Origin of the sequence: Enterococcus sp. 125944 (assembly GCF_051909435.1) — a bacterium.
Classification (GTDB): Bacteria; Bacillota; Bacilli; order Lactobacillales; family Enterococcaceae; genus Enterococcus_D; species Enterococcus_D gallinarum.
In genome coordinates, this window is sequence record NZ_JBQASY010000005.1 from 177917 (window position 1) to 197150 (window position 19234).

The 19234-nt window shown below is 41.8% G+C and carries 20 protein-coding genes and 1 pseudogene; 3 read left to right on the top strand and 18 right to left on the bottom strand.

What is annotated here, in order from left to right; all coding sequences use genetic code 11:
- Positions 1 to 72: 72 nt before the first annotated feature.
- Entirely contained in the window at positions 73 to 723 is a 651-nt protein-coding gene (locus ACTFWY_RS06720; protein ID WP_003127925.1) for an SDR family oxidoreductase, read from the top strand.
- A gap of 129 nt (positions 724 to 852) precedes the next feature.
- On the opposite strand, the pseudogene ACTFWY_RS06725 reads toward ACTFWY_RS06720, so the two are convergent.
- The 10 genes and pseudogenes from ACTFWY_RS06725 to alsS all read right to left on the bottom strand — a co-directional run bounded on the left by ACTFWY_RS06725 (position 853) and on the right by alsS (position 10149).
- Positions 853 to 1691 (bottom strand): annotated as a pseudogene (locus ACTFWY_RS06725) (Cof-type HAD-IIB family hydrolase).
- Positions 1692 to 2125: 434 nt separating this feature from the next.
- Complete coding sequence (locus ACTFWY_RS06730; protein ID WP_231455760.1) at positions 2126 to 2431, bottom strand: GNAT family N-acetyltransferase; 306 nt, start codon at positions 2429 to 2431, stop codon at positions 2126 to 2128.
- A 333-nt stretch (positions 2432 to 2764) separates the two neighbouring features.
- Positions 2765 to 3364 (bottom strand): alpha/beta hydrolase, encoded by a 600-nt coding sequence (locus tag ACTFWY_RS06735; RefSeq protein WP_041120036.1) that lies wholly within the window; start codon positions 3362 to 3364, stop codon positions 2765 to 2767.
- Positions 3361 to 4005 (bottom strand): flavin reductase family protein, encoded by a 645-nt coding sequence (locus ACTFWY_RS06740; RefSeq protein WP_003127920.1) that lies wholly within the window; start codon positions 4003 to 4005, stop codon positions 3361 to 3363. The genes ACTFWY_RS06735 and ACTFWY_RS06740 overlap by 4 nt, the downstream gene beginning before the upstream one ends.
- 52 nt (positions 4006 to 4057) lie before the next feature.
- Positions 4058 to 4948, bottom strand: a complete 891-nt coding sequence (locus tag ACTFWY_RS06745) for a ring-cleaving dioxygenase (RefSeq protein WP_021150654.1) — start codon at positions 4946 to 4948, stop codon at positions 4058 to 4060.
- A gap of 13 nt (positions 4949 to 4961) precedes the next feature.
- Entirely contained in the window at positions 4962 to 5930 is a 969-nt protein-coding gene (locus tag ACTFWY_RS06750) for a ring-cleaving dioxygenase (protein ID WP_096710872.1), read from the bottom strand.
- Positions 5931 to 5940: 10 nt separating this feature from the next.
- Complete coding sequence (locus tag ACTFWY_RS06755) at positions 5941 to 6369, bottom strand: MarR family winged helix-turn-helix transcriptional regulator (protein ID WP_005469975.1); 429 nt, start codon at positions 6367 to 6369, stop codon at positions 5941 to 5943.
- A gap of 255 nt (positions 6370 to 6624) precedes the next feature.
- The gene (locus ACTFWY_RS06760) at positions 6625 to 7350 is read right to left on the bottom strand and encodes a glucosamine-6-phosphate deaminase (RefSeq protein WP_003127916.1); all 726 of its coding nucleotides are present in this window, start codon (positions 7348 to 7350) and stop codon (positions 6625 to 6627) included.
- A 395-nt stretch (positions 7351 to 7745) separates the two neighbouring features.
- Positions 7746 to 8462 carry an acetolactate decarboxylase gene (gene budA / locus ACTFWY_RS06765; RefSeq protein WP_041120038.1) on the bottom strand — a complete coding sequence of 239 codons (717 nt, stop codon included), beginning with the start codon at positions 8460 to 8462 and terminating at the stop codon, positions 7746 to 7748.
- Between the two features lie 34 nt (positions 8463 to 8496).
- Positions 8497 to 10149, bottom strand: coding sequence for an acetolactate synthase AlsS (gene alsS / locus ACTFWY_RS06770; RefSeq protein ID WP_005469970.1), 1653 nt, complete (start codon positions 10147 to 10149; stop codon positions 8497 to 8499).
- A gap of 276 nt (positions 10150 to 10425) precedes the next feature.
- Here alsS and ACTFWY_RS06775 point away from each other — a divergent pair, with 276 nt between their 5' ends.
- Positions 10426 to 11571, top strand: a complete 1146-nt coding sequence (locus ACTFWY_RS06775) for a hypothetical protein (RefSeq protein ID WP_005469968.1) — start codon at positions 10426 to 10428, stop codon at positions 11569 to 11571.
- 247 nt (positions 11572 to 11818) lie between these two features.
- On the opposite strand, the gene ACTFWY_RS06780 is transcribed toward ACTFWY_RS06775, so the two are convergent.
- The 8 genes from ACTFWY_RS06780 to ACTFWY_RS06815 all read right to left on the bottom strand — a co-directional run bounded on the left by ACTFWY_RS06780 (position 11819) and on the right by ACTFWY_RS06815 (position 18552).
- Entirely contained in the window at positions 11819 to 12277 is a 459-nt protein-coding gene (locus tag ACTFWY_RS06780) for a GNAT family N-acetyltransferase (RefSeq protein ID WP_096710871.1), read from the bottom strand.
- Between the two features lie 156 nt (positions 12278 to 12433).
- On the bottom strand, positions 12434 to 12949 hold the full coding sequence (locus ACTFWY_RS06785; RefSeq protein ID WP_005469964.1) for a YjbQ family protein: 516 nt from the start codon (positions 12947 to 12949) through the stop codon (positions 12434 to 12436).
- The gene (locus ACTFWY_RS06790) at positions 12946 to 13647 is read right to left on the bottom strand and encodes a triose-phosphate isomerase (RefSeq protein WP_003127909.1); all 702 of its coding nucleotides are present in this window, start codon (positions 13645 to 13647) and stop codon (positions 12946 to 12948) included. Before ACTFWY_RS06790 ends, ACTFWY_RS06785 begins: the two co-directional genes overlap by 4 nt.
- A 10-nt stretch (positions 13648 to 13657) precedes the next feature.
- Positions 13658 to 14491, bottom strand: coding sequence for a class II fructose-bisphosphate aldolase (locus ACTFWY_RS06795; protein ID WP_003127908.1), 834 nt, complete (start codon positions 14489 to 14491; stop codon positions 13658 to 13660).
- 14 nt (positions 14492 to 14505) lie between these two features.
- Positions 14506 to 14790, bottom strand: a complete 285-nt coding sequence (locus ACTFWY_RS06800; protein WP_029486244.1) for a PTS sugar transporter subunit IIB — start codon at positions 14788 to 14790, stop codon at positions 14506 to 14508.
- Positions 14791 to 14801: 11 nt separating this feature from the next.
- Positions 14802 to 16139, bottom strand: coding sequence for a PTS galactitol transporter subunit IIC (locus tag ACTFWY_RS06805; protein WP_003127905.1), 1338 nt, complete (start codon positions 16137 to 16139; stop codon positions 14802 to 14804).
- A 12-nt stretch (positions 16140 to 16151) separates the two neighbouring features.
- Entirely contained in the window at positions 16152 to 16607 is a 456-nt protein-coding gene (locus tag ACTFWY_RS06810) for a PTS sugar transporter subunit IIA (RefSeq protein WP_003127904.1), read from the bottom strand.
- A complete protein-coding gene (locus ACTFWY_RS06815) occupies positions 16597 to 18552 on the bottom strand; it encodes a BglG family transcription antiterminator (protein WP_096710870.1) in 1956 nt (651 codons plus the stop codon). The genes ACTFWY_RS06810 and ACTFWY_RS06815 overlap by 11 nt, the downstream gene beginning before the upstream one ends.
- Positions 18553 to 18748: 196 nt before the next feature.
- Here ACTFWY_RS06815 and arr point away from each other — a divergent pair, with 196 nt between their 5' ends.
- Positions 18749 to 19168 carry an NAD(+)--rifampin ADP-ribosyltransferase gene (gene arr / locus ACTFWY_RS06820; protein ID WP_003127902.1) on the top strand — a complete coding sequence of 140 codons (420 nt, stop codon included), beginning with the start codon at positions 18749 to 18751 and terminating at the stop codon, positions 19166 to 19168.
- The last annotated feature ends 66 nt before the right edge of the window (positions 19169 to 19234 follow it).

Consider the following 19234-nt stretch of genomic DNA (forward strand, 5'->3'; position numbering starts at 1 on the left):
GTCTCTTAGTATTCAGATCTTCCGTTTATTAAAATACTTACAGTCATCCCTTTTCTGAAAAGGAGAATCTCTATGAAAGTCTTATTTATTGGTGCATATGGCAAAGTCGGTCAGCATTTCGCCGAGCAACTGAAGAATCATCCACAGATCAAGGAAAAAGCCTTGATCCGAAATCCTGAACAAGTTCCTTTCTTTGAAGAGAAAGGGATCGAGACGGTACTACTGGATTTGGCTTCCAGCTCGATTGAAACGATCGCAGAAGCAGCAAACGAAGTTGACGCTATTGTTTTCAGTGCTGGTGCCGGCGGCAAAGGACTAGAAAAAACGATAGCAGTCGATCTAGATGGTGCCGTCAAAGCCATGGAAGCGGCAAAGAAAGCGGGCGTCAAACGTTTCGTCATGGTCAGCACTTTCAGAAATGATCGGGAAGAACTGTTGAAACAAAATAGTTTGCAGCCTTACACGATCGCCAAATATTATGCGGATGAATGGTTGAGAAGCCGCACCAACTTGGACTGGACCATCGTCCATCCCGGCGGTTTGACAGACGATCCGGGAACAGGCAACGTCAAAGCAGGCAAACGCAATGAGTTCGGCTCGATTCCGCGGGCAGATGTTGCTGCCACATTGATCGCTGTTTTGGAAAATGAAAACAGTATTGGCAAAGAATTTGAAGTCATCAGCGGAGAAACACCAATTGCTGAGGCCATTCACGAATTATAAAACCATCTGATGAAATAGTCCCCTTTCGTTAACAAGCAGTCCCTGCCACTATGTTGTCTCTCAAGCGACAACATAGTGGCAGGGACTTTTAGGGCGAAATGCAGGCTGTGCCTTCTCCAAACAGCATGCTTATCTTGTACCTTTAATCATTGCTAACGCTTGCGAAACACCATCTTCGTCATTTGAAACGGTCACATGATCTGCTAATTCTTTGATTGCTGGATGACCGTTTGCCATGGCAAAACTTATATCCGCGTTCTTAAACATTTCTAAGTCATTTAAACTATCTCCAATAGCGAATTTTGTTGGCTGGTCTAATTCATAAATGCGGCTAAGATGATCAAAAACAAAGCCCTTGGATACGGAGCGAGGAACGATTTCAAGATTGACGGCCGCTGATTCAGTAACAGAGACATTTGGTATATTTTCTATCTGCGGAAATAGCTCTTTTTTTATCTCACGATTAGGGACGAAAACAAACAGTTTATAAACATTAATATTTTTTTGATTGATGATTTCTTCAATCGCATCGTAAGCTGTCGACTGAATGGTATTTTCATAATCAAGTTCATAATTCAGTTCTTCTACAGGAAATTCTTGACCAATCGCATAGAAAATGTTTTTCATCTCTTCTTGATAGTTTTGCGATTCATAGCTGCCTTGATTGGTATATATTTTTGTTGGAAACGCTGAAACGATCTGGCTCACTTCTTTTACAGCTTGGGGATCAAATGGAAAATCAAAAATCAGCTTGTCTTGATCGTACCCAATGGCACCATTCAATCCGACCGCCGGGATCGCTAAATCAGCTTCTTTGAGGATCGCCTGAATATCTCCTACTTCTCGACCCGAACAAATAAAGGGAATCAATCACTGGAAAGCGACTTTAAAGAAGCGGCATTTTTATGACTGATCTTTTGCTCCGAGTTTAGTAGTGTTCCATCCAAATCAATTCCTATTAAATTCATGATATACGCTCCTATATTGTTTTTCTTTATTATACGTTTTAACTTAGGAGTTGACCAATACCTTTCGCACATAGGTTGTTATCTCTACAACAGCGAATTTATTCATATGCCTTGACTTCGCTCAAACAAATGTCCTAATAGTTAGAGCATTGCTCTAACTAGCCAGTTCAAAAAAAGAGGAGAATGAACTAAAACGATGGATATCATCAAGATATTGATTATGAAAGACTCTTGTAACCGATGACTTTAATCAGTATCCTGCTGGAAATCTATTTTTGCGCTATCTGCGATTTTTATCCAGATAGACCTCTTTAATAAGCAATATGATTTAGTGCCTTAATTACTTTTATTCAGGCCATTGTCAGCATCTGCTAATTCATATACCATCACGACTGTCGAACAACGCTCACCGACTTGATTCACCCAATGATCTTTCAAAAAACCGCTTTCCCATAGCCTTGCCTTTGCCTTGACAGTTCACCAATCTTTATATCAAACGTTGCTCCTTTAGCTTCGATAGGCTTGTAGGCAAATTCTCCAATGAGGTGGCCTTTTTCGTCTATAATCAATAAAAACTCACCAGAAACCTCCTCGTAGTAATGAAGCGATTGCTGTACTTCCTCAATGCTCACTGCTAACCCTTGAGGGAAACCGACCGCTGCCATCACCTTTCCGTCTTGCCACCATTTCTGGATCAGTGGGCTATCATCTATTGTTGCTTTTCTTAATGAAATTGCCAATTCTTTTCTCCTTTATTTTTATCAGTTGTCTCTCTCACGAGGGCACATCCAAGAAGAACCTCGTTCGATTATTTCAGATACTTTTGCAGAGCATTCTCACTTCTTCTATGACCTCAATAGAAAGTCTATTTAATAAATTGGTTTGCCTATTAATCAATAGTATGGCATAAAAATAAGCAGCAGTAAACGCTACCTGAATTTCTAAACTTTTTCTATAAAAAAACAGCAGCCACTGGATCTTGTCTGCCCCTTTGGTTGCTGTTTTTTTAAATTGTTGTCTTCAGTTGTGTTTTTTTACAGTATATATAGTGTTAAACCCTGTTTCACAACCAGTTAATCTGCCTTTTCTAACCACTTTCGTGATTTTTCAACCTCTTGATAGGTCAATTGATGACTTGGGGTCCAAACATATTCTATTTGTGCACCTCGAGACTCAAAAATCGCTTGCACATACTTGCTGTCTTCCACAGAAACGATAGGGTCCTTCAGACCAAAACTCATAAATACGTTTGTTTGTGCCAGTAGGTGATTGGGTAATTTCGATACTGGATACATTGGATGGTACAAAATCGCTTTTTGAAAAAGAGCACTGAATTCCAGCAATAGATTGAGCGCAATATTGGCTCCATTAGAGTAACCAACCAAGACAACTTGTTCGATTGAGAAACCTTTTTCTTTAGCGACTTCTTGAATGAATGCTGCCAGTTCTTGCCCCCGGAACATTAAATCTTCTTCATCATAGATGCCTTCTGCTAATCGTTTGAAATAGCGGGGCATGCCATTCTCTAAAACATTGCCTCGAATACCTAGCAATGATGCTTGGGGATCTAGGTCGTGACCTAGATCAAGCAAAGAGCGTTCATCGCCGCCGGTTCCATGTAACAAGACAAGTACGGGAGCAGCTGGTTTTCCTTGGTGAAAGATAAAGTTCATTTGTCCTCCTTCTCGTTTGGTCGTGCCAAATCGAAGATCTCGCCGATCTCAGCATACGAATTTCCCGCAAGTCGGCTAACTGCCGCCAATTTTTTGGGATTGATTTTTCCTTCTTCATAGACCTGTTCATTTATTTGATACCCAGTGATTTTAAGTAAGAGCAGATCCACTTTTATCTCTTCTTTGTTTTTTTCCTTGGTTTCTTCCTCGTTAATCGGTACATGTTGGTAAAGGGTGGTTTCAAAGCGAATTTTCGCCTCTTGCAATCCGGGTACGCCAACCGTTTGAGAAGGGACTGGCGTAAAATTTGCGACGGTCAATTCACTTTGTTCTGCAGGTAACAGTGCCGCTGCCTGATTGGCTGCTTCCACATTGCTGCGATCCAAGATATGGATCACTGCTTCCTTGGTCGTGAGTAAGTTACGAGCCGTATCTTTCATCGTGCCCTTTTTTCGCTGAACAGCGATCGAAACGATGGCGGGTTCTGAACTGACGATCGAAAAGAAACTGAAGGGGGCAATGTTTACGGTCCCTTCTGCCGATCGTGTCGTTACGATGGCAACCGGCCGCGGAATGATCGAGCCGATCAATAATTTATAATTTTCTCTTTGCGTCAGATTTTGGGGATCCAAATAAATCATGCAACACCGCTTTCTCTTTTTTGTGTATGATTGATGACTTCCTACTTGTAAATTAAACAGTCAATTTGGGTAAATGAGCTGTGATTTCTCCGCGGCGCTCTTCAAAGTGAGGGGGCAATTTGAGTGCTGTCCCCAGGGTTTCCAATGGTTCATCGATGAGAAATCCCGGAGATTCCGTTGCAATCTCAAAAAGGATCGTACCAGGCTCTTTAAAATAGACGGCTTTGAAGTAGTTACGATCTTTGATTTCTGTAACACCATACCCTTTTGTATAAAGGTCATCTTGCCAGTTGATTTGGCTTTCCTCATTCGGTACCGACCAGGCAATATGATGGACGGTACCGACACCCCAACGACCAGGTCTCAGTGGCTCTGTTGGTAGGAGAATCTCGTGTTTCACTGGTCCGGCAGTCACCAATCGTCGGTTTGATTCTGTCTCCGCTACAACTTGCAGCCCTAGATCATGGGTCAACGTCTTGAATGTTTCCTCTGGCTTAGCGGAAAGTAAGACCGCTCCATGGAACCCAAGAATCGCGTTTGTTTCCGCTGCTTCCCCTTCCACTAGCGCTAAAGACAGTTCATGAGGATCTTGAAGTTCCAATGTTGGTTGCCCAAATAGATGGCTCTCATGAACAGTGACTTGATGATGGGCCAATTGTTGTTTCCAATAGTCGCTGCTGCCTTTAGGAATGCGAAAGGTAATCGTGCCCACCTGTCCGCTACCGACACGACCAGGATGCGCGTTGGCCCATGGGAAAAAGGTAATGATCGTGCCATTTTCAATGGACAGATTGCTGTAGTAGAGATGATACGTATAAGGATCATCAAAGTTGACGGTTTGTTTGACTAAACGCAAGCCTAATACTTCGCGGTAGAAGTCTACATTTTCTTGCGGGTCACCGACGATTGCGGATATATGGTGGATTTGTTGAATGGGTTGCATCATTTTTACCTCCTTAGTTATGGCTGCGAGTGGTATCAAACGGCTTGATCGCTTTTTCGATCATTGCACGTTGGTCTTCCAAAAACGGAGCCAGTGATAATTTTTCGCCCAATGTTTCGTAAGGCTCGTCACCCATGAAGCCAGGTTCATCTGTCGCTAATTCAAAAAGAATATGTCCTACACGTACATACAGCGATTCAAAATAGTAGCGGTCCACATAGCCGGAATTCGCGAGACCCAAATTTTCAAAAACTTCTTGCCATACGGCTAAAGATTGGCGATCGGCTAAACGAAAGGCGACGTGATGCACTTCCCCGTCTCCTTGTTGTGCTTGTGGGCTTGTGGTATCTTCGACTAAGACGATTTCTGCCCCATTGCCCCCCTCGCCAACTTCTAATAGCGTGCGATTTCCTTCTTGATCGATGGCTTTGAATCCAAAGACATTTTCCAGTAATCCCTTGAAATCGGCAAAATAAGAAACGGAGATTTCGACTGGGCCTAAACCATAAATAGCGAATTCTTCTGGAACTGGCCCTTGTTTCCATGGAATACCTGCTTTGACGCCTTGATTGTGTTCATCAGAAATCAATTGGTAAGATTGCTGATCAAAATCCCAGAAGCGCAACACTTTTTTGCCAAATTCTGTTGTGATCGCTTCATGTTTCACATCAAATGTCTCAAAACGCTTTTTATAATAGTCTAATGCAGCATCGGATGGTACGCGAAAGCCTGTACGGGTAATTGAATTTGTTCCTTTACTGCCACGATCGGTATTGTGAAAATCAAAGAATGTCATCGTGGTTCCTGGGGAACCTAGATCATCCGCAAAATATGTGTGGTAGGTATAAATATCATCTTGATTGACGGTTTTCTTCACTAAACGCATCCCCAAAATCTCTGTAAAGAAGTGATAGTTTCTTTCGACATCACTGGTCATGGCTGTTACATGGTGTACCCCTAGTAATTGGTCTTGTTTTCTCATTTTTTCTTCCTCATTTCTCGTTATAAGTTATTTTTCGTAATAATGTTTTTAATGTTTGCAACTCGTCAATACTAAGCGAGGCAAAAATTGCCGCAATTTTTGTGGCATGAGTTGGAAAGATCTGATCCATCAATTCCGCCCCTTTATCTGTCAGACTGACATAGGTGATTCGCTGATCCGTTTGACTTGTTTCTCGACGAACGCAGCCTTTTTTTACGAGTTGATCGATGACGTACGTCGTGCTGCTGCTGGCAATCAAGATTTTTTCTTTGATGGCTTGGGTGGTGTGTGTACCTTTATGATAAAGCAGTTCCAGAACGGAAAACTCTGTCAGATTCAAGCCATAACAGCGGACATCTTGTTTAGCCACCTGCTCTAAGTGACTGCTGCTGCGTAATAAACCAATATAGACCTTCAATGCTTCCTCTTGATGATCCATTTCCTCACCTCGCTCGATTTATTTCGAATTCGAGATAATAATAACTTACTTTTTGTAAGTCGTAAAACAATATGCTTTCCTTCTGAAACAAGCTTTGTCAACGTACAACAAAAACCCCCTTACCATTAGAATCCTTTTAAGCAAAAAGGATCTAATGGTAAGAGGGGGATTGACTTCTATTTGTAGCAGGTGTTTATTGTCCAATCTACTAGGAACTACTTCATTAAGATATAGAGAAAAATCAAATTCCGCTGGTTAGTATGAAAGCAGCGAGGCAGCCTCTTTATCAACGATCAATGTCATATCTGGATGGGTCGTCAATAGCGTTGCCGGAACGTCCTCCATTACTGTTCCATCTACTAATTGTTTGACGATGCCTGCTTTTTTCTTGCCATTGGCGATCATTACCAATTTCTTCACCTGCATGATGCTTTTTGGTCCCATTGTTACATAGAAATCAGGTTGTTTTTCTTTGTCTCCACCAACCTCACTTAACAAAACGTCAGCCATCTCGGGTGTCGCATTCGCATTCACGCGACTCGTTAAATCTCCAAATTTTGTCGTGTTCGGTAAATTCCCACAGAAATGGCCATCTGATCCAACCCCCAGCAACACCATATCCAATCCACCATCGGCTTTGATTCGTTCATCTTGTGTTTCATAATTCGTCCAGTCCAAGACATGGATTCTTTCACGATCGATTTCCGCTGGTCCAAAAAACAGGTTGTGCAAGTTCGTCATCGTGACACCATAGCGGTCTTCTTCCCCTTTGAATGGAATCTCATCAAAGTTATAAAAGTGAACGTGCTCAAAATATTTTTTATTTTTTACTAGTGGTACCAGCATTTCATACACCCCTTTTGGTGTTGATCCAGCGGTGATTGAAATATTCTTTCGATGCTGGCTGTGCATTACGCCTAAAAGGTGCTGTACGGCTACTTGGCTCATCTCTTGATAATCTTCCGTGATGATAACTTTCATGTGTCTTCCCTCTTTCTCATTCGTTTCGTGGACAGCGGCCCTTAATGGAATTACCTTCTCAAAAAAAGCCCTTTCACTTTCTATTGTATAGGAAAAACAGGCCAAATTGTTCGACTTATCTGAAATTTATTTTTGCATTCTATGGCGCACATCTTTTTGATCCATCCGAGAACTACAATTCTTCCCCTTGGGCGAATGTACAGCTGCAGGAAATCTATTCAATACTAAAAAAGCATCTGATACAGAGTGAAGTCGGAAATCAGCAATGAAATCTGCACTTTTCTCCTATTTACTTCCTAACCTTCTAATCTGTATTTCAGATACTTTTTTTCAGAAAATAATCCATCAGTGAAGAATCAAATGCAACGCAAAATCTACCTAACTATAGTAAAAAATCATTCCGCTTCTTCGATATCCCGGGCAATTTTTTCCACGTCGATTTCCCGCTGCAAGAACTCAGCATTCTCAATGGGAAAATGTTGACGAAACTCGGCTACTTCCATTACTTCTGCTTCACCACTGATTAAGCTAAAATCCAGTACATGACCAGCAAACTGATGATCGTCACTAATAAAGTGCAGATGGAAGCCTGCTGCTGCAGCACCATGGAAAAGTTTCGGGGTAAAGAAGCCTACGATAGTTCCTGCTATTTCTGTCGCCGTAAATTCAGGTTGATTTTGAATGATTTCAACGAATTTTGGATAGGGCTTTTCTTGTTTAGGCGCTACCCGCACGTGCATCGTATCAAACATTCCATGAAGCTTGATGGCCGCAAACAAATTGGGACTGATGGTCGCTAATAGTCTTCCCTTGACTTCTTCATCTGTAGCTTCTGTGTCAAAAGCAAGTTCATCCGTGGCTTCAAAATCAACGACAGCTGCATACGGCGTCGTCTCGGTCCCTGTCAGCTGCTTCACCTGTCCTGTTTCGTCAACATGATAAATCACACCCTCCAAGAAAATAATCTCACCATTTGAACCAGCTAATGTACCGATTCCTGTATCACCATAGGCTAACATCTTGCCGATTTGTTCGGTACCATCCATCAAATCTTCCATCAACCCGCCTAAAGTTCCGTGTTGATATAAATAACTTTTGCTTTTCACGTTCATCATGAAGCTCCTTCTATAAGTAAAATAAATACTCTTAGTAAAATTGATCCGGCAAAATCGTCTTGCCTAATTCGGCATTATCGGAATAATCGACCGGGATATCAATGACGACTGGTCCATCAGTTGCAAACCCTTCTTCGATCGCGGCTGTCAATTCTTGTTTTGTTGTGGCACGTAATCCCTTTGCCCCAAAGGCTTCCGCGTATTTGACAAAGTCTACAGGACCAAATTGAACACCTGAAGCACGATCATATTTCATTTCTTCCTGAAATTTCACCATATTGTAGGTGCCATCATTCCAGATAAGATGAATGATGTTCTGTTTTAAGCGAACAGCCGTTTCTAATTCTTGTGAAGAGAATAAGAAACCACCATCACCAGATACGGAAATAATTTGCGTATTCGGCCGCACTAATGCTGCCGCAATTCCCCATGGCAATGCCACACCTAATGTCTGCATCCCATTACTAAACAATAGATGGCGAGGTTCATAACTGCGGAAATGACGCGCCATCCAAATGTAGTGACTGCCGACATCAACAGTCACGGTCATCTCATCCGTCACTTTTTGCTGCAATGTATCAATGATCTCCAATGGATGCAATGTTTGTTCTGTTCCACGGGCCTCTATTTGCTTTTCGGTTAATTTTTCTTGCAACGTAGCTAAATAGTTCTGTGCATCTGCTGATAACGTATATTGATCGATGGCTTGTGTCACTTGCTCAATGATTTTGGCAATGCTGCCTAACAGCTCTACTTCAGGCTGCATGTATGGATCGATTTCCATCGGTACTTCATCAATCACAATAATCCGTGCGTCTTTCTCTGCATTCCAATTGCGCGCTTCATATTCAATCGGATCATACCCCACAGCGATCACTAAATCACTTCGTTTTAGCAGCATGTCTCCTGGCTGATTACGGAACAAGCCCACACGGCCAAAGAAATGGTCTTCCAAAGCACGAGAAATGATTCCTGCTCCTTGAAAAGTTTCCACGACTGGTAATCCCGTTTTCGCTATCAAATGACGAATGGCTTCCGTCTCGCTTTCAGCAGAAGCCCGCATGCCTAGTAATAAAACCGGTAGTTTTGCTTCCTTGATGCGTTCAACGAGATCCTCGATATCCTCTGGATTCGCTTGTCCTAATTTTGGCGCTGATAATGGCTTGATGGCACTTCCTTCGACTTGGCCATCCGTTACATCTTGTGGTATCGACAGAAAACTGGCACCTTTTTTTGCGGTTTTAGCGATTCGAAATGCATTTGCGATATTTTCAGATAATGTTTCGGGATCTTGGATCTCCGTGCTGTATTTGGTTATTGGACTAAAGAGAGCAGCGTTATTCATACTTTGATGGGTCAGTTTCGATAAATCAGAACGTTTCACTTGCCCAGCCAATGCCAGAACTGGATCTCCTTCAGCTGTCGCTGTCACTAATCCCGTTGCTAAATTACTGGCACCTGGACCACTGGTAGCAATGACTACTCCTGGCTCTCCAGTCAAACGGCCAATGGCTTGTGCCATAAATGCAGCATTCTGTTCATGCCGGGCTAAGATCAATTGTGGTCCATGGTCTTCTAATGTATCGAAGACACCATCGATTTTTGCTCCTGGAATCCCAAAAATATAGGGGACGTGATGATTTTCTAAACTTTCAACAATAATTTCTGAACCTTTTTTACTCACTGTACTACCTCTTTTCAAAATCTGTATTAATCTCACGACTAATAATAGCACTTTTCTTTTATTTATCAAGAATAATACACTTTTTTAATCTGTATTAAAAAAATAGCAATTAAAAGGAACCGTTTTCTAGCGCTCCCTAAAAAGGATTCTATAAATAAGAACGATTCGTAAAAACAAATTGTTATTATCTAGTTTTATTTTCTTATTTTTTTCATGTTTTTAATATAAATCATGTTATAATAAAGACATCAAAAAGTGAAAGGAACTAGAAAAGTTATGGGTATGTGGATTAGTTTGGTCAGTTTCTTAGCAGTAATTGTAAGCGGTATTTTGTTGATTATCGCTGCCATCAAGAAGCGACCGAAAAAAAGATTGGGATTTATTTTATGCGGAAGCGTTATTCTATTTTTTGTTGGTGCAATTTTATCTCCGAGCAATTTGACACTATCTGTTATTTCACCTGAAATACAAACGGATGAAACAGGAAAAGCGACTATCGAAGGGGAAGCCACGGCCGATGCTGTCCTAACGATCAATGGAGAAACGGTCAAAAACAGCAAAGGTTCTTTTAGCTACACAGTTCACCTGAATGATGCCACTGAGCAACAAGTTGTGGTAAAAGCTGCCTTAAATGATCAGAAAAAAGAACAGGAAGTCTTGATCAAACCTTCCAAAGAATTTGTGGCTTATTTAGAAGCAGAAAAAGCGGAGAAAGAACTGATTAAACGGGTCGAAACTGCACTAGCGTTGGCAGAATCTAAACCAACACAAAAAAATTATGATGAAGCAGCAACATTGGTTCATTCTCTCAGCAAAACATATGACGATTATGATCAACGTTTGGCCGTCCTCCAAGATCATCTGCAGATCGCCAGCGCGTTAGAAAAAGCGGAACAAAGTCTAAGCAGAACAGACCTTGAGGCAGCTGCCAAGCTTGTTGCAGCAACAAGTTTGACGAAAACTGAATTTGAAGATCGACTGGCTTCTTTACAAACAAAAGTTGAAGAGAAAGAAACACAAGCGAAATTGCAAGCACAAGCGACCAAAGCTGTTGAAAAAGCCGAAGCAGAGCCGACTGAAGCAAACTTAGCTAGTGCAACTTCTGCGATTGCCAAGCTTCCCTCAGCAGATGATGGATTGACGCAGCGAGCTGAAGCTGTTCGCCAATCGATTCGTGAAGAACAAGAACGGCAGCTTGCTAAAGCCGAACAAGAACGGCAAGCAGCCGCCGCTGCGGAACAGCAGGCAAACCAAGCCAGCCAGTCAAATCAAACCACAAGCAATCAAGCAGAAGAATATGTCATGATCACCCGTACAGGGAAGAAGTATCACACCCATAAATGCGGCAATGGTACTTATTTCCCAGCTACGTTGTCCGAAGCTTTAAGCAAAGGATTGACCCCCTGCGAGAAGTGTTACTGATTTTTTTGAATATGGAACAGAATCTAGACAGCGTTCTTCCTTTCTAATCAAAGGAAAGAACGCTGTTTTTGGCGAACAAATATGCGGGTCATACCATTCTTCCTAAAATATCTAGCAGGACCGAGATACGTCGAAGCTTGTTTGGTCGTAGAAAAAAACGTCAAGGCTAGTATGCTCCTAGCATTGACGTTCATCGTATTTTCTGTAGATTATACCTGTTAGATAGAAATAACACGCTGGTTGCTTGTCAAAAGGACTTAGAAAGATAAAGCACAAGATCGTCATTATTGTAACAAGCAGCACCCATTGCCAAGACTTGATTCTCAAACCAGACCCCTGATCCGTCAGGTAAGTAGCCATTTTTTAAATACAGTCGCTGTGCAGTGCCATAACCAGAATGAAGCCCCACACCAATGGTGATCACAGACGAAAATGTTTTGGCTTGTTCTTCTGCAGCTTGGAGCAGCTTAGCGCCGATTCCTTGCCGCTGAAAGTTTTGAAAGACATTTAGATCGGTGATCTCCGGATAGCCATTCTTTTTAAAAGGACCGGCTTTTGCGTGGGGAATCAATGTCGCATAGCCTGCAATCTGTCCCGAGTCTTCCGCGACAAAGACCTGTCGCAGTCCGCGGCTCTGTTCTTGAAGATATCTCTCTAATGTAGCTTGACGACTAGGCCATTGTTGTGCAAGAAACGCTTGATCAATTGATCAACAATCACTAGCTGTCATTGGGCGAATAATCAAATTGATCCCTCCATAAATTTCATTGTCTCATTGATTATAACGCATTTCGGCTCAAGCGTTCAACTTTTCCCATGTCCTTGCAGAATACTGCTGCCCCAGTTGCCACTAGCAGTTGCTTTATTCACCCATCAACATAAGATGGCAGGTCCGATTCCTAACTCGGTTTTGGTCAAAATCCACGAAATAAATATACCCTACAGAACCAATTTCAAGCTTTCCTTCATGTAAAATAAAACTTTCACTCGCCCCGAAAAACGAAGAACGGATATGGGCATCGCCATTTAAAATCGTTGCTGGATCTGTCGGATAGTTAGGATCATCTAGGCTCATCAGAAATTCCAAATGTTTCGGTCCAGGGTAACGATAATTTGTATTTTCCGAGAGTTCTCTAGGCACTAGTTTATCCAAAATGCGATTCAGATCAACTTGTAAAAATTCATCCCCATTAAAATCCGTATCATGCATGAATTCCTCGAAAATGACGGAACAAGTTGTGTGTGGGGATTGGACTAAACAGATGCCGTTTTTGATTTGGCTTCTCTCTACAAAGTCCTTCACTTTTTGCGTAATATTATGATAAGATACCCGATTGCCATTTGATGTCAATGTTAGCTGTTCTTTCGCGAATTTCATCTTTTAATCCCCTCATCTCTTAGCTCAGCAACTTTTTTGATCATTTCTGTCAAAACGTTCTGCGGATCTGGCGCGCAGACGATACCACTGGTGCCACCCGTTCCGTCGGCTCCTGATTGCAGTGCTTTTGCCACATCGTCTGCGGTCGAAATACCAGCCGCTTGTAAAATCTTGATTTCTTTGTTGATGGCACGGATGGCTTGATTGGTTTCTTCCATATAAGAAACGTCGCTCGTTTGACCGGTACCAATCAATTCAGTTGGTTCACAAACCATAATGTCAGGCTGCAGAGCTGCCACTGCTTTAGCTTCTTGCAGTGAATTCGCGCAAGCAATCGTGATGAGCCCCAACTCATCTGCCCGATTAATCGCTTTTGCGAGTTCATCTAATGTCATTGGGTGTTCTGCATGATTGAGAAATGTCGCTGCTACGCCGACATTTGCTACTGATTCAGGTAAGACGTAGCCCATTCCCCGTCCAACAGTCATGCCATCGATGTGTTGAACCGTAATGAACAAATGATTCGTAGCTTGTTTGATCGTTGCGGCATCTGCGTGCTGCACCGTGAACAAGATATCAACGTCATATTTTTCCGCTAATTGATCGGCGGCTTTTGCCAGTGCCAGGGATTCTTTTCCGTATAAATAGGCTTTGGGATTGACTACAAAAAAGGGTGCTCGTAACTGCTTTTTCCTCATGCTTATCCTCCTAACAAGTTTTTGTATGAAAAACGTGATAGTAATGTGCTAGCGTATCTGCCATTCCTTGATTCGCTGCTTTCTTTAGTTCAAAGTAGTCAGCAGGCTGCTGTTCTTGAATCTTGGTCATTGCGGCTGTAACGAAATCTGTAAAGATGTTGATTTTTCGGATCCCGCCTTGTGCACATTTTTCAAGATTTTCATCACCAGAAGAAGAACCGCCATGTAAGACTAACGGAATAGTAATGGCTTGATGGATCTCACTTAGTACATCAAAGTTGATTTTAGGCGTTCCTCGGTAATGCCCATGGGCTGTGCCGATCGAAACGGCTAACGAATCAACATTCGTTTGTTCAGCAAATCTTACTGCTTCATGGAAGTCGGTATAAATCGAATCAGAAAGCCCCGTTGCTTCCAAACTGCCGCCAGAGCCGACATGCCCAATTTCTGCCTCTACGACCACCCCATATTGATGGGCATAATCGGCGATCGCTTTGGAGCGGCGGATATTTTCTTCAAGCGGGTCTTCTGACGCATCGATCATGACAGAAGTGAAGCCTAAACGAATCGCTTCCTTGATGACTTCCTCATCTTGACCATGATCCAAATGCAACGCTACGGGGAAGGCGCTTTTTTCAGCCAAATACTTCCCAATCAGGGCTGCTTCTTCCAAACTCAGCATATCCATATGTGATTGGGCAAAAGCCAAGATCAATGGACACCCTAGCCTAGCAGCCGTTTCAACATAGGTGCGGGCACTGTCTAGATCAAAAAAGTTGGCTGCGGGAATGGCATAGTTGAATTCCTCTGCATGGTCAAACATTTCTTTTGTGGTAACAAGCATTTTGCAAGACTCCTTTATTCTCTGATTTTCTTTTCGATTTCTGCATACATTTCTTCGATACCGATCCCTGTCAATAAAGGCAATCCCATGATGACTTTGTCTTTGATGGAATCAGGGACTACCGTGGTACTCACAACAATGTCGTAATCGTCGATCTTGTTCATTTCATCCGCGACTTTGGATTGATACAATTTGACTTCATTCGTCAGTTCTTTTTCTTTTAGCCATTCTTTGACTTTATTGGTTACGATCGTTGATGTCGCTACTCCGGTTCCACACATGATCAATAATTTTTTCATTGTTCTTCCTCCTACATGACGCTTTGTTTTTTAGGTAACACCTTGTTAACATAGATCAAACCGATGACAACAATCGCACCGATGATCGCTAATCCGCCCCAGCTCAATACTTTTGTCAAACCGACATAAAGCCAGGTAGTCCATAGTCCGCCTTCAGCTAGAGCTGTGATCGTTGAATTTCCTTGTAAGTCAAAATTGGCAGACTTAGCAGCTGTTGTTACTAATGGTGCGACCCAAGAAGTGATATACAAAATACTGGTCATATAAATTGTCCCTGCGATAACCGTCCGGATAATATTTCCGCCAAATACTGCTGCCATCAAACAGACAAGAAACGGAATCGTTGCTAAATCTCCAAAAGGCAATGTCGTATTTCCTGGCAAAACAACCGCTAAAAGTATCGTAATTGGTACGAGTAATAATGACGAAGATAATACTGCTGGATGTCCGACAGAAAGCGCCGCATCCATCCCAATGTAAAGCTCTCTTCCAGGGAAACGTTTCTTCACAAAGTCATTGGCAGACTCAGATATAGGTGTAAGCCCTTCCATTAATAGAGCAACCATTTTTGGCATAATGACCATCACTGCGCCGGTTTTAACTGCTAATTGGCCAGTGCCTGCCACATCATAGCCAGCGAGAATTCCGATGATCAAACCAATCAGAAAGCCCATAACTGTCGAGTCCCCAAAGACACCAAAACGTTTTTGAATCGATTCCGGGTCAGCTTTCCAGTCTCGCAATCCCGGAATACGATCGAATAACCAGTTCATCGGTAAAGCGAAAACAAATCCTGGAGCAGCGGTCCCGTGTGGGAAAGTGATATTCGGGAAACCATAGAATTTATTAATGATCGGTCCTAAAATATCTCCCATCAAAAGAATCATCATTAGATAGATGACGGTTGCAGCGATCCCCATGGCAAAGTTGCCAGTCAAAGCATAGACCAACGAAGAAATGAACGCCGCATGCCAAATATTCCAGATATCGACATTCAATGTTTTCGTCAGGCCAAAAATAATCAAAACAACATTTAACACAACACCGATCGGAATTGCCAGACTTCCTAGAATCGTCCCATAGGAAATCGCAGCTGCTGCCGGCCAGCCAACATCAATCGTCGTCAGATTCAAGCCAAATCGCTCAACCATCTGTTGCGCTGCTGGTCCTAAGCTATTGCTTAACAGGTCGATCACTAGATTCAAGCCCACAAAACCGACACCAACTGTTAAAGCAGATGTGAAAGCCTTGCCTGGTTTCGTTCCCAGAATAAGACCAAAAATAAATATCAAAATCGGGAGTACAACGATTGACCCTAAATCAACAAACCACTGTAACGCATTTAACATGATATTCCCTCCTTATTCCAATCCATACTGTTGCAAAATCATCCGATATTCCTCAACATCATGGATGTCTCTTAACTTTTCCAACACACCATTTTTTTGAAACATTTCGATCAAGTTTTGCAGCATTTGTAATTGTTCGTGCGGCTCCTTTAATGCCAACATAAAGATTAATGAAACTGAAATTTCTTTGTCCCTTGTTCCCATTTCAATGAATGGCAATGGATCTGTCAATGAAAGAAAGCCAACTTGCGATCTCTTGACATACTGACTATCTGTATGAGGAATCGCCACGCCAATCCCATTGATCATCAGACCGGTTGGAAAAACCGCCTCTCTTTTAATCACGTTGTCAAGATACGCCTCTGTCACACATTCATTCTTTAAAAATTCCTCTGTAAGTAGCCGAAATGCTGCTTCTTTAGATTCTACTTCTTTGTTTAATAAAGCAATTTGCTGGTCAAAAAACATTCGGGGTCCCTCCTTTTACAAGTTTACGATAAAGTTCTTCTCGATTTTTACTGCTAACCACCCATCGTATTTCTTCAGGAGAGTTGAATAAATCGTAAATAGATGCAATCAATTCTTTTGCTTCTGACATATTTTTTTCAGCGATTGCCAAGAGAACGACTAATTGAACTTCCGTATCTCCCCATTTTATGGCTTTAGGTAGTGTAACAAATGCTAGTTTTGTTGTTTTGACAGTCTGCGGATCGGCATGCGGAATCGCTACGCCTGTCTTTAATCCGGTACTGCCTAATTCTTCTCGTGCATAAAGTGACTGCTTAAAATCGTTGGTGACTAAATGATGGCTCAAATAACTCTCTGCAAGAAAATCTAAGACGTCTTTTTTGGTGTTAAACGGTTGGTTAATGTACAAAAATGCCGGATCTAGATATTTCTGCAATAGCTCTGATGATTGGTATTTGGATGAATGCAGTTTCTTTTCATTTTCATTCAGGTTTGAAAGATTTGCCGAAATCATGGCAATTTCTTCAGTTGTCGGTAATGGTGAAACATAGAGAACAGGGGGTGACACTTCCTCCAACGGAACAGTTGAAATGATCAAATCCACTAATTCTAGTGATGTACTGGCTAATTTCTCTGCACTGATGATCTCTAAAACTGTCGTAGCAGAAATCGTTTGTTTGATCCGGTTAAAGATCAGCTCAGAAGTGGCTAATCCAGAGCTGCAAACGATCAGCACATGCTTTGTGACTTTGATTTTTTCAAAAGCGAGTTGAAAATGAATCGTTAGAAATGACACTTCATCTTCTGTCAAGAAGAGTGCAAAGTTTTTTTCTAGTCCGCCAATCGCATATTTCGTTAATGTAAACATGGTCGAGTATTGCTTCTTGATCAATCGCAACAAAGGATTTTTGACTAACATGCCATTTTTCAGACGATGGATCATAGGGACAATATGCGAAAGCAGTGCTTGCAACAATAAGTTATCTTGTGTCAAATCAGTATCTAGCAAACGGGACATCTTCTCGATCATTTCTTCCGTTGTTTCGATCACGTTGGCTTCTCTTTTTTCCGTAATCTGCATATACGGCTCAATTCCATGAGCTAAAAGCAATGAACAAATGTATTGGATATCTGTCTCTGCTAGGGAAACAGCTAGTTCACTTTCAATCCGTTCTGCAAAGGAAACAGCAACCATATACAGTTTCATCTGTTTTAATTTCTCAAATCCCAAATTCTCTTGCTGTTCCAAATGTCTTCCTAGACAAATCCGTGAAAGAAAAATTTCCAACGATACCGTCAAGGATTCCACAAAATAACTATTGAGTTGGCGACCAAGTGTTAAGGATATTTCTGAAATCAGTGCTGTAGTCAAGGTAACGATCTTCGGATCAAACAATGTCTGAATGGCAGAGTGATCCAATCTTGCAGAATCTGTATGTTTTTCAAGAAAAGATTTGAAAGTTGCTTGTTGAACAGATTCTTCCTCCTCTAGCTTCAACCCTTTTGCAGACATTGACGCACGAACTTTTTTCTTCTGACAAAAAGCGAATAATTCATCTACATCTTTTTTGATCGACTGATAACTAACGTAGAAATATTCTGCAAATTCTTGGTAATGCATTGGCTTTTTCGAGAAGAAATAATTTGCAAAGATAAACAATTTACGATATTCAGGAGAATATTCGTCAACGATTTTACCTTCAGTAACGATGAGTTTGTAGCCTTTTTCCCTTGCAGTGGGATTCCCTTCAAGCTTGACCCCTCTTCTAGGCAAACGAGCAATGGTCAACCCGTAAGGCTTGATTTTTTCTTCCAGACTCGCCAAATCTGTATAGACTGTTTTTAAAGAAACATAGAGCTGTTCTTGAAAAAAAGCGGCTGGTCTGAACTCTTTTTGTGTCAGCAGCAATTGCAACAACACTTTCTCTCTTTTACTCAAATCCATTTGACCACCTCCAGGAAGCGCTTCCTTAACTATATATTAGGGAATCAGCGCATAATAGTAAATAATATCTGATTACCACATTAATCTGGTAATTGTATCACATAGTGACCATTCCACCACTAGACAAACAGCTTTTCAATCTGGAGGGATTCTTGTATGCTAAGTAAAACAATGAATGATAGAAAGGATGAACCAAATGGAGCACACAAACGATTCATTAGACCGAGGACCTTTTTTCCACGGAACAAAAGCATCATTACAATTAGGCGAATTACTGGAACCAAAAAAAGAATCCAACTTTGAAGCCGGTCGGATCTCAAACTACATTTACTTCACCGCAACATTGGATGCAGCCAAATGGGGAGCCGAATTAGCCAAAGGAACTGGGCAAGAAAGAATTTATTTGGTTGAACCGACTGGGCCTTTTGAAAATGACCCGAACTTGACCGATAAGCGATTCCCTGGTAATCCGACCCGTTCCTACCGTTCTGCCTCTCCGCTGAAAGTCGTCGCAGAATTAGGGGCATGGGAACGGCATTCGGAAGAAGTGATTCAACAGATGTTATCCCACCTGCAGCAACTAACAGAAGATGGAAAAGCCGAAATCATTGATTGACAGTTTTCTTAGCACGCAAACGCCACCCTTGTTTCTGGCCGTCGAAAAGAAAAATATTCCAACAAG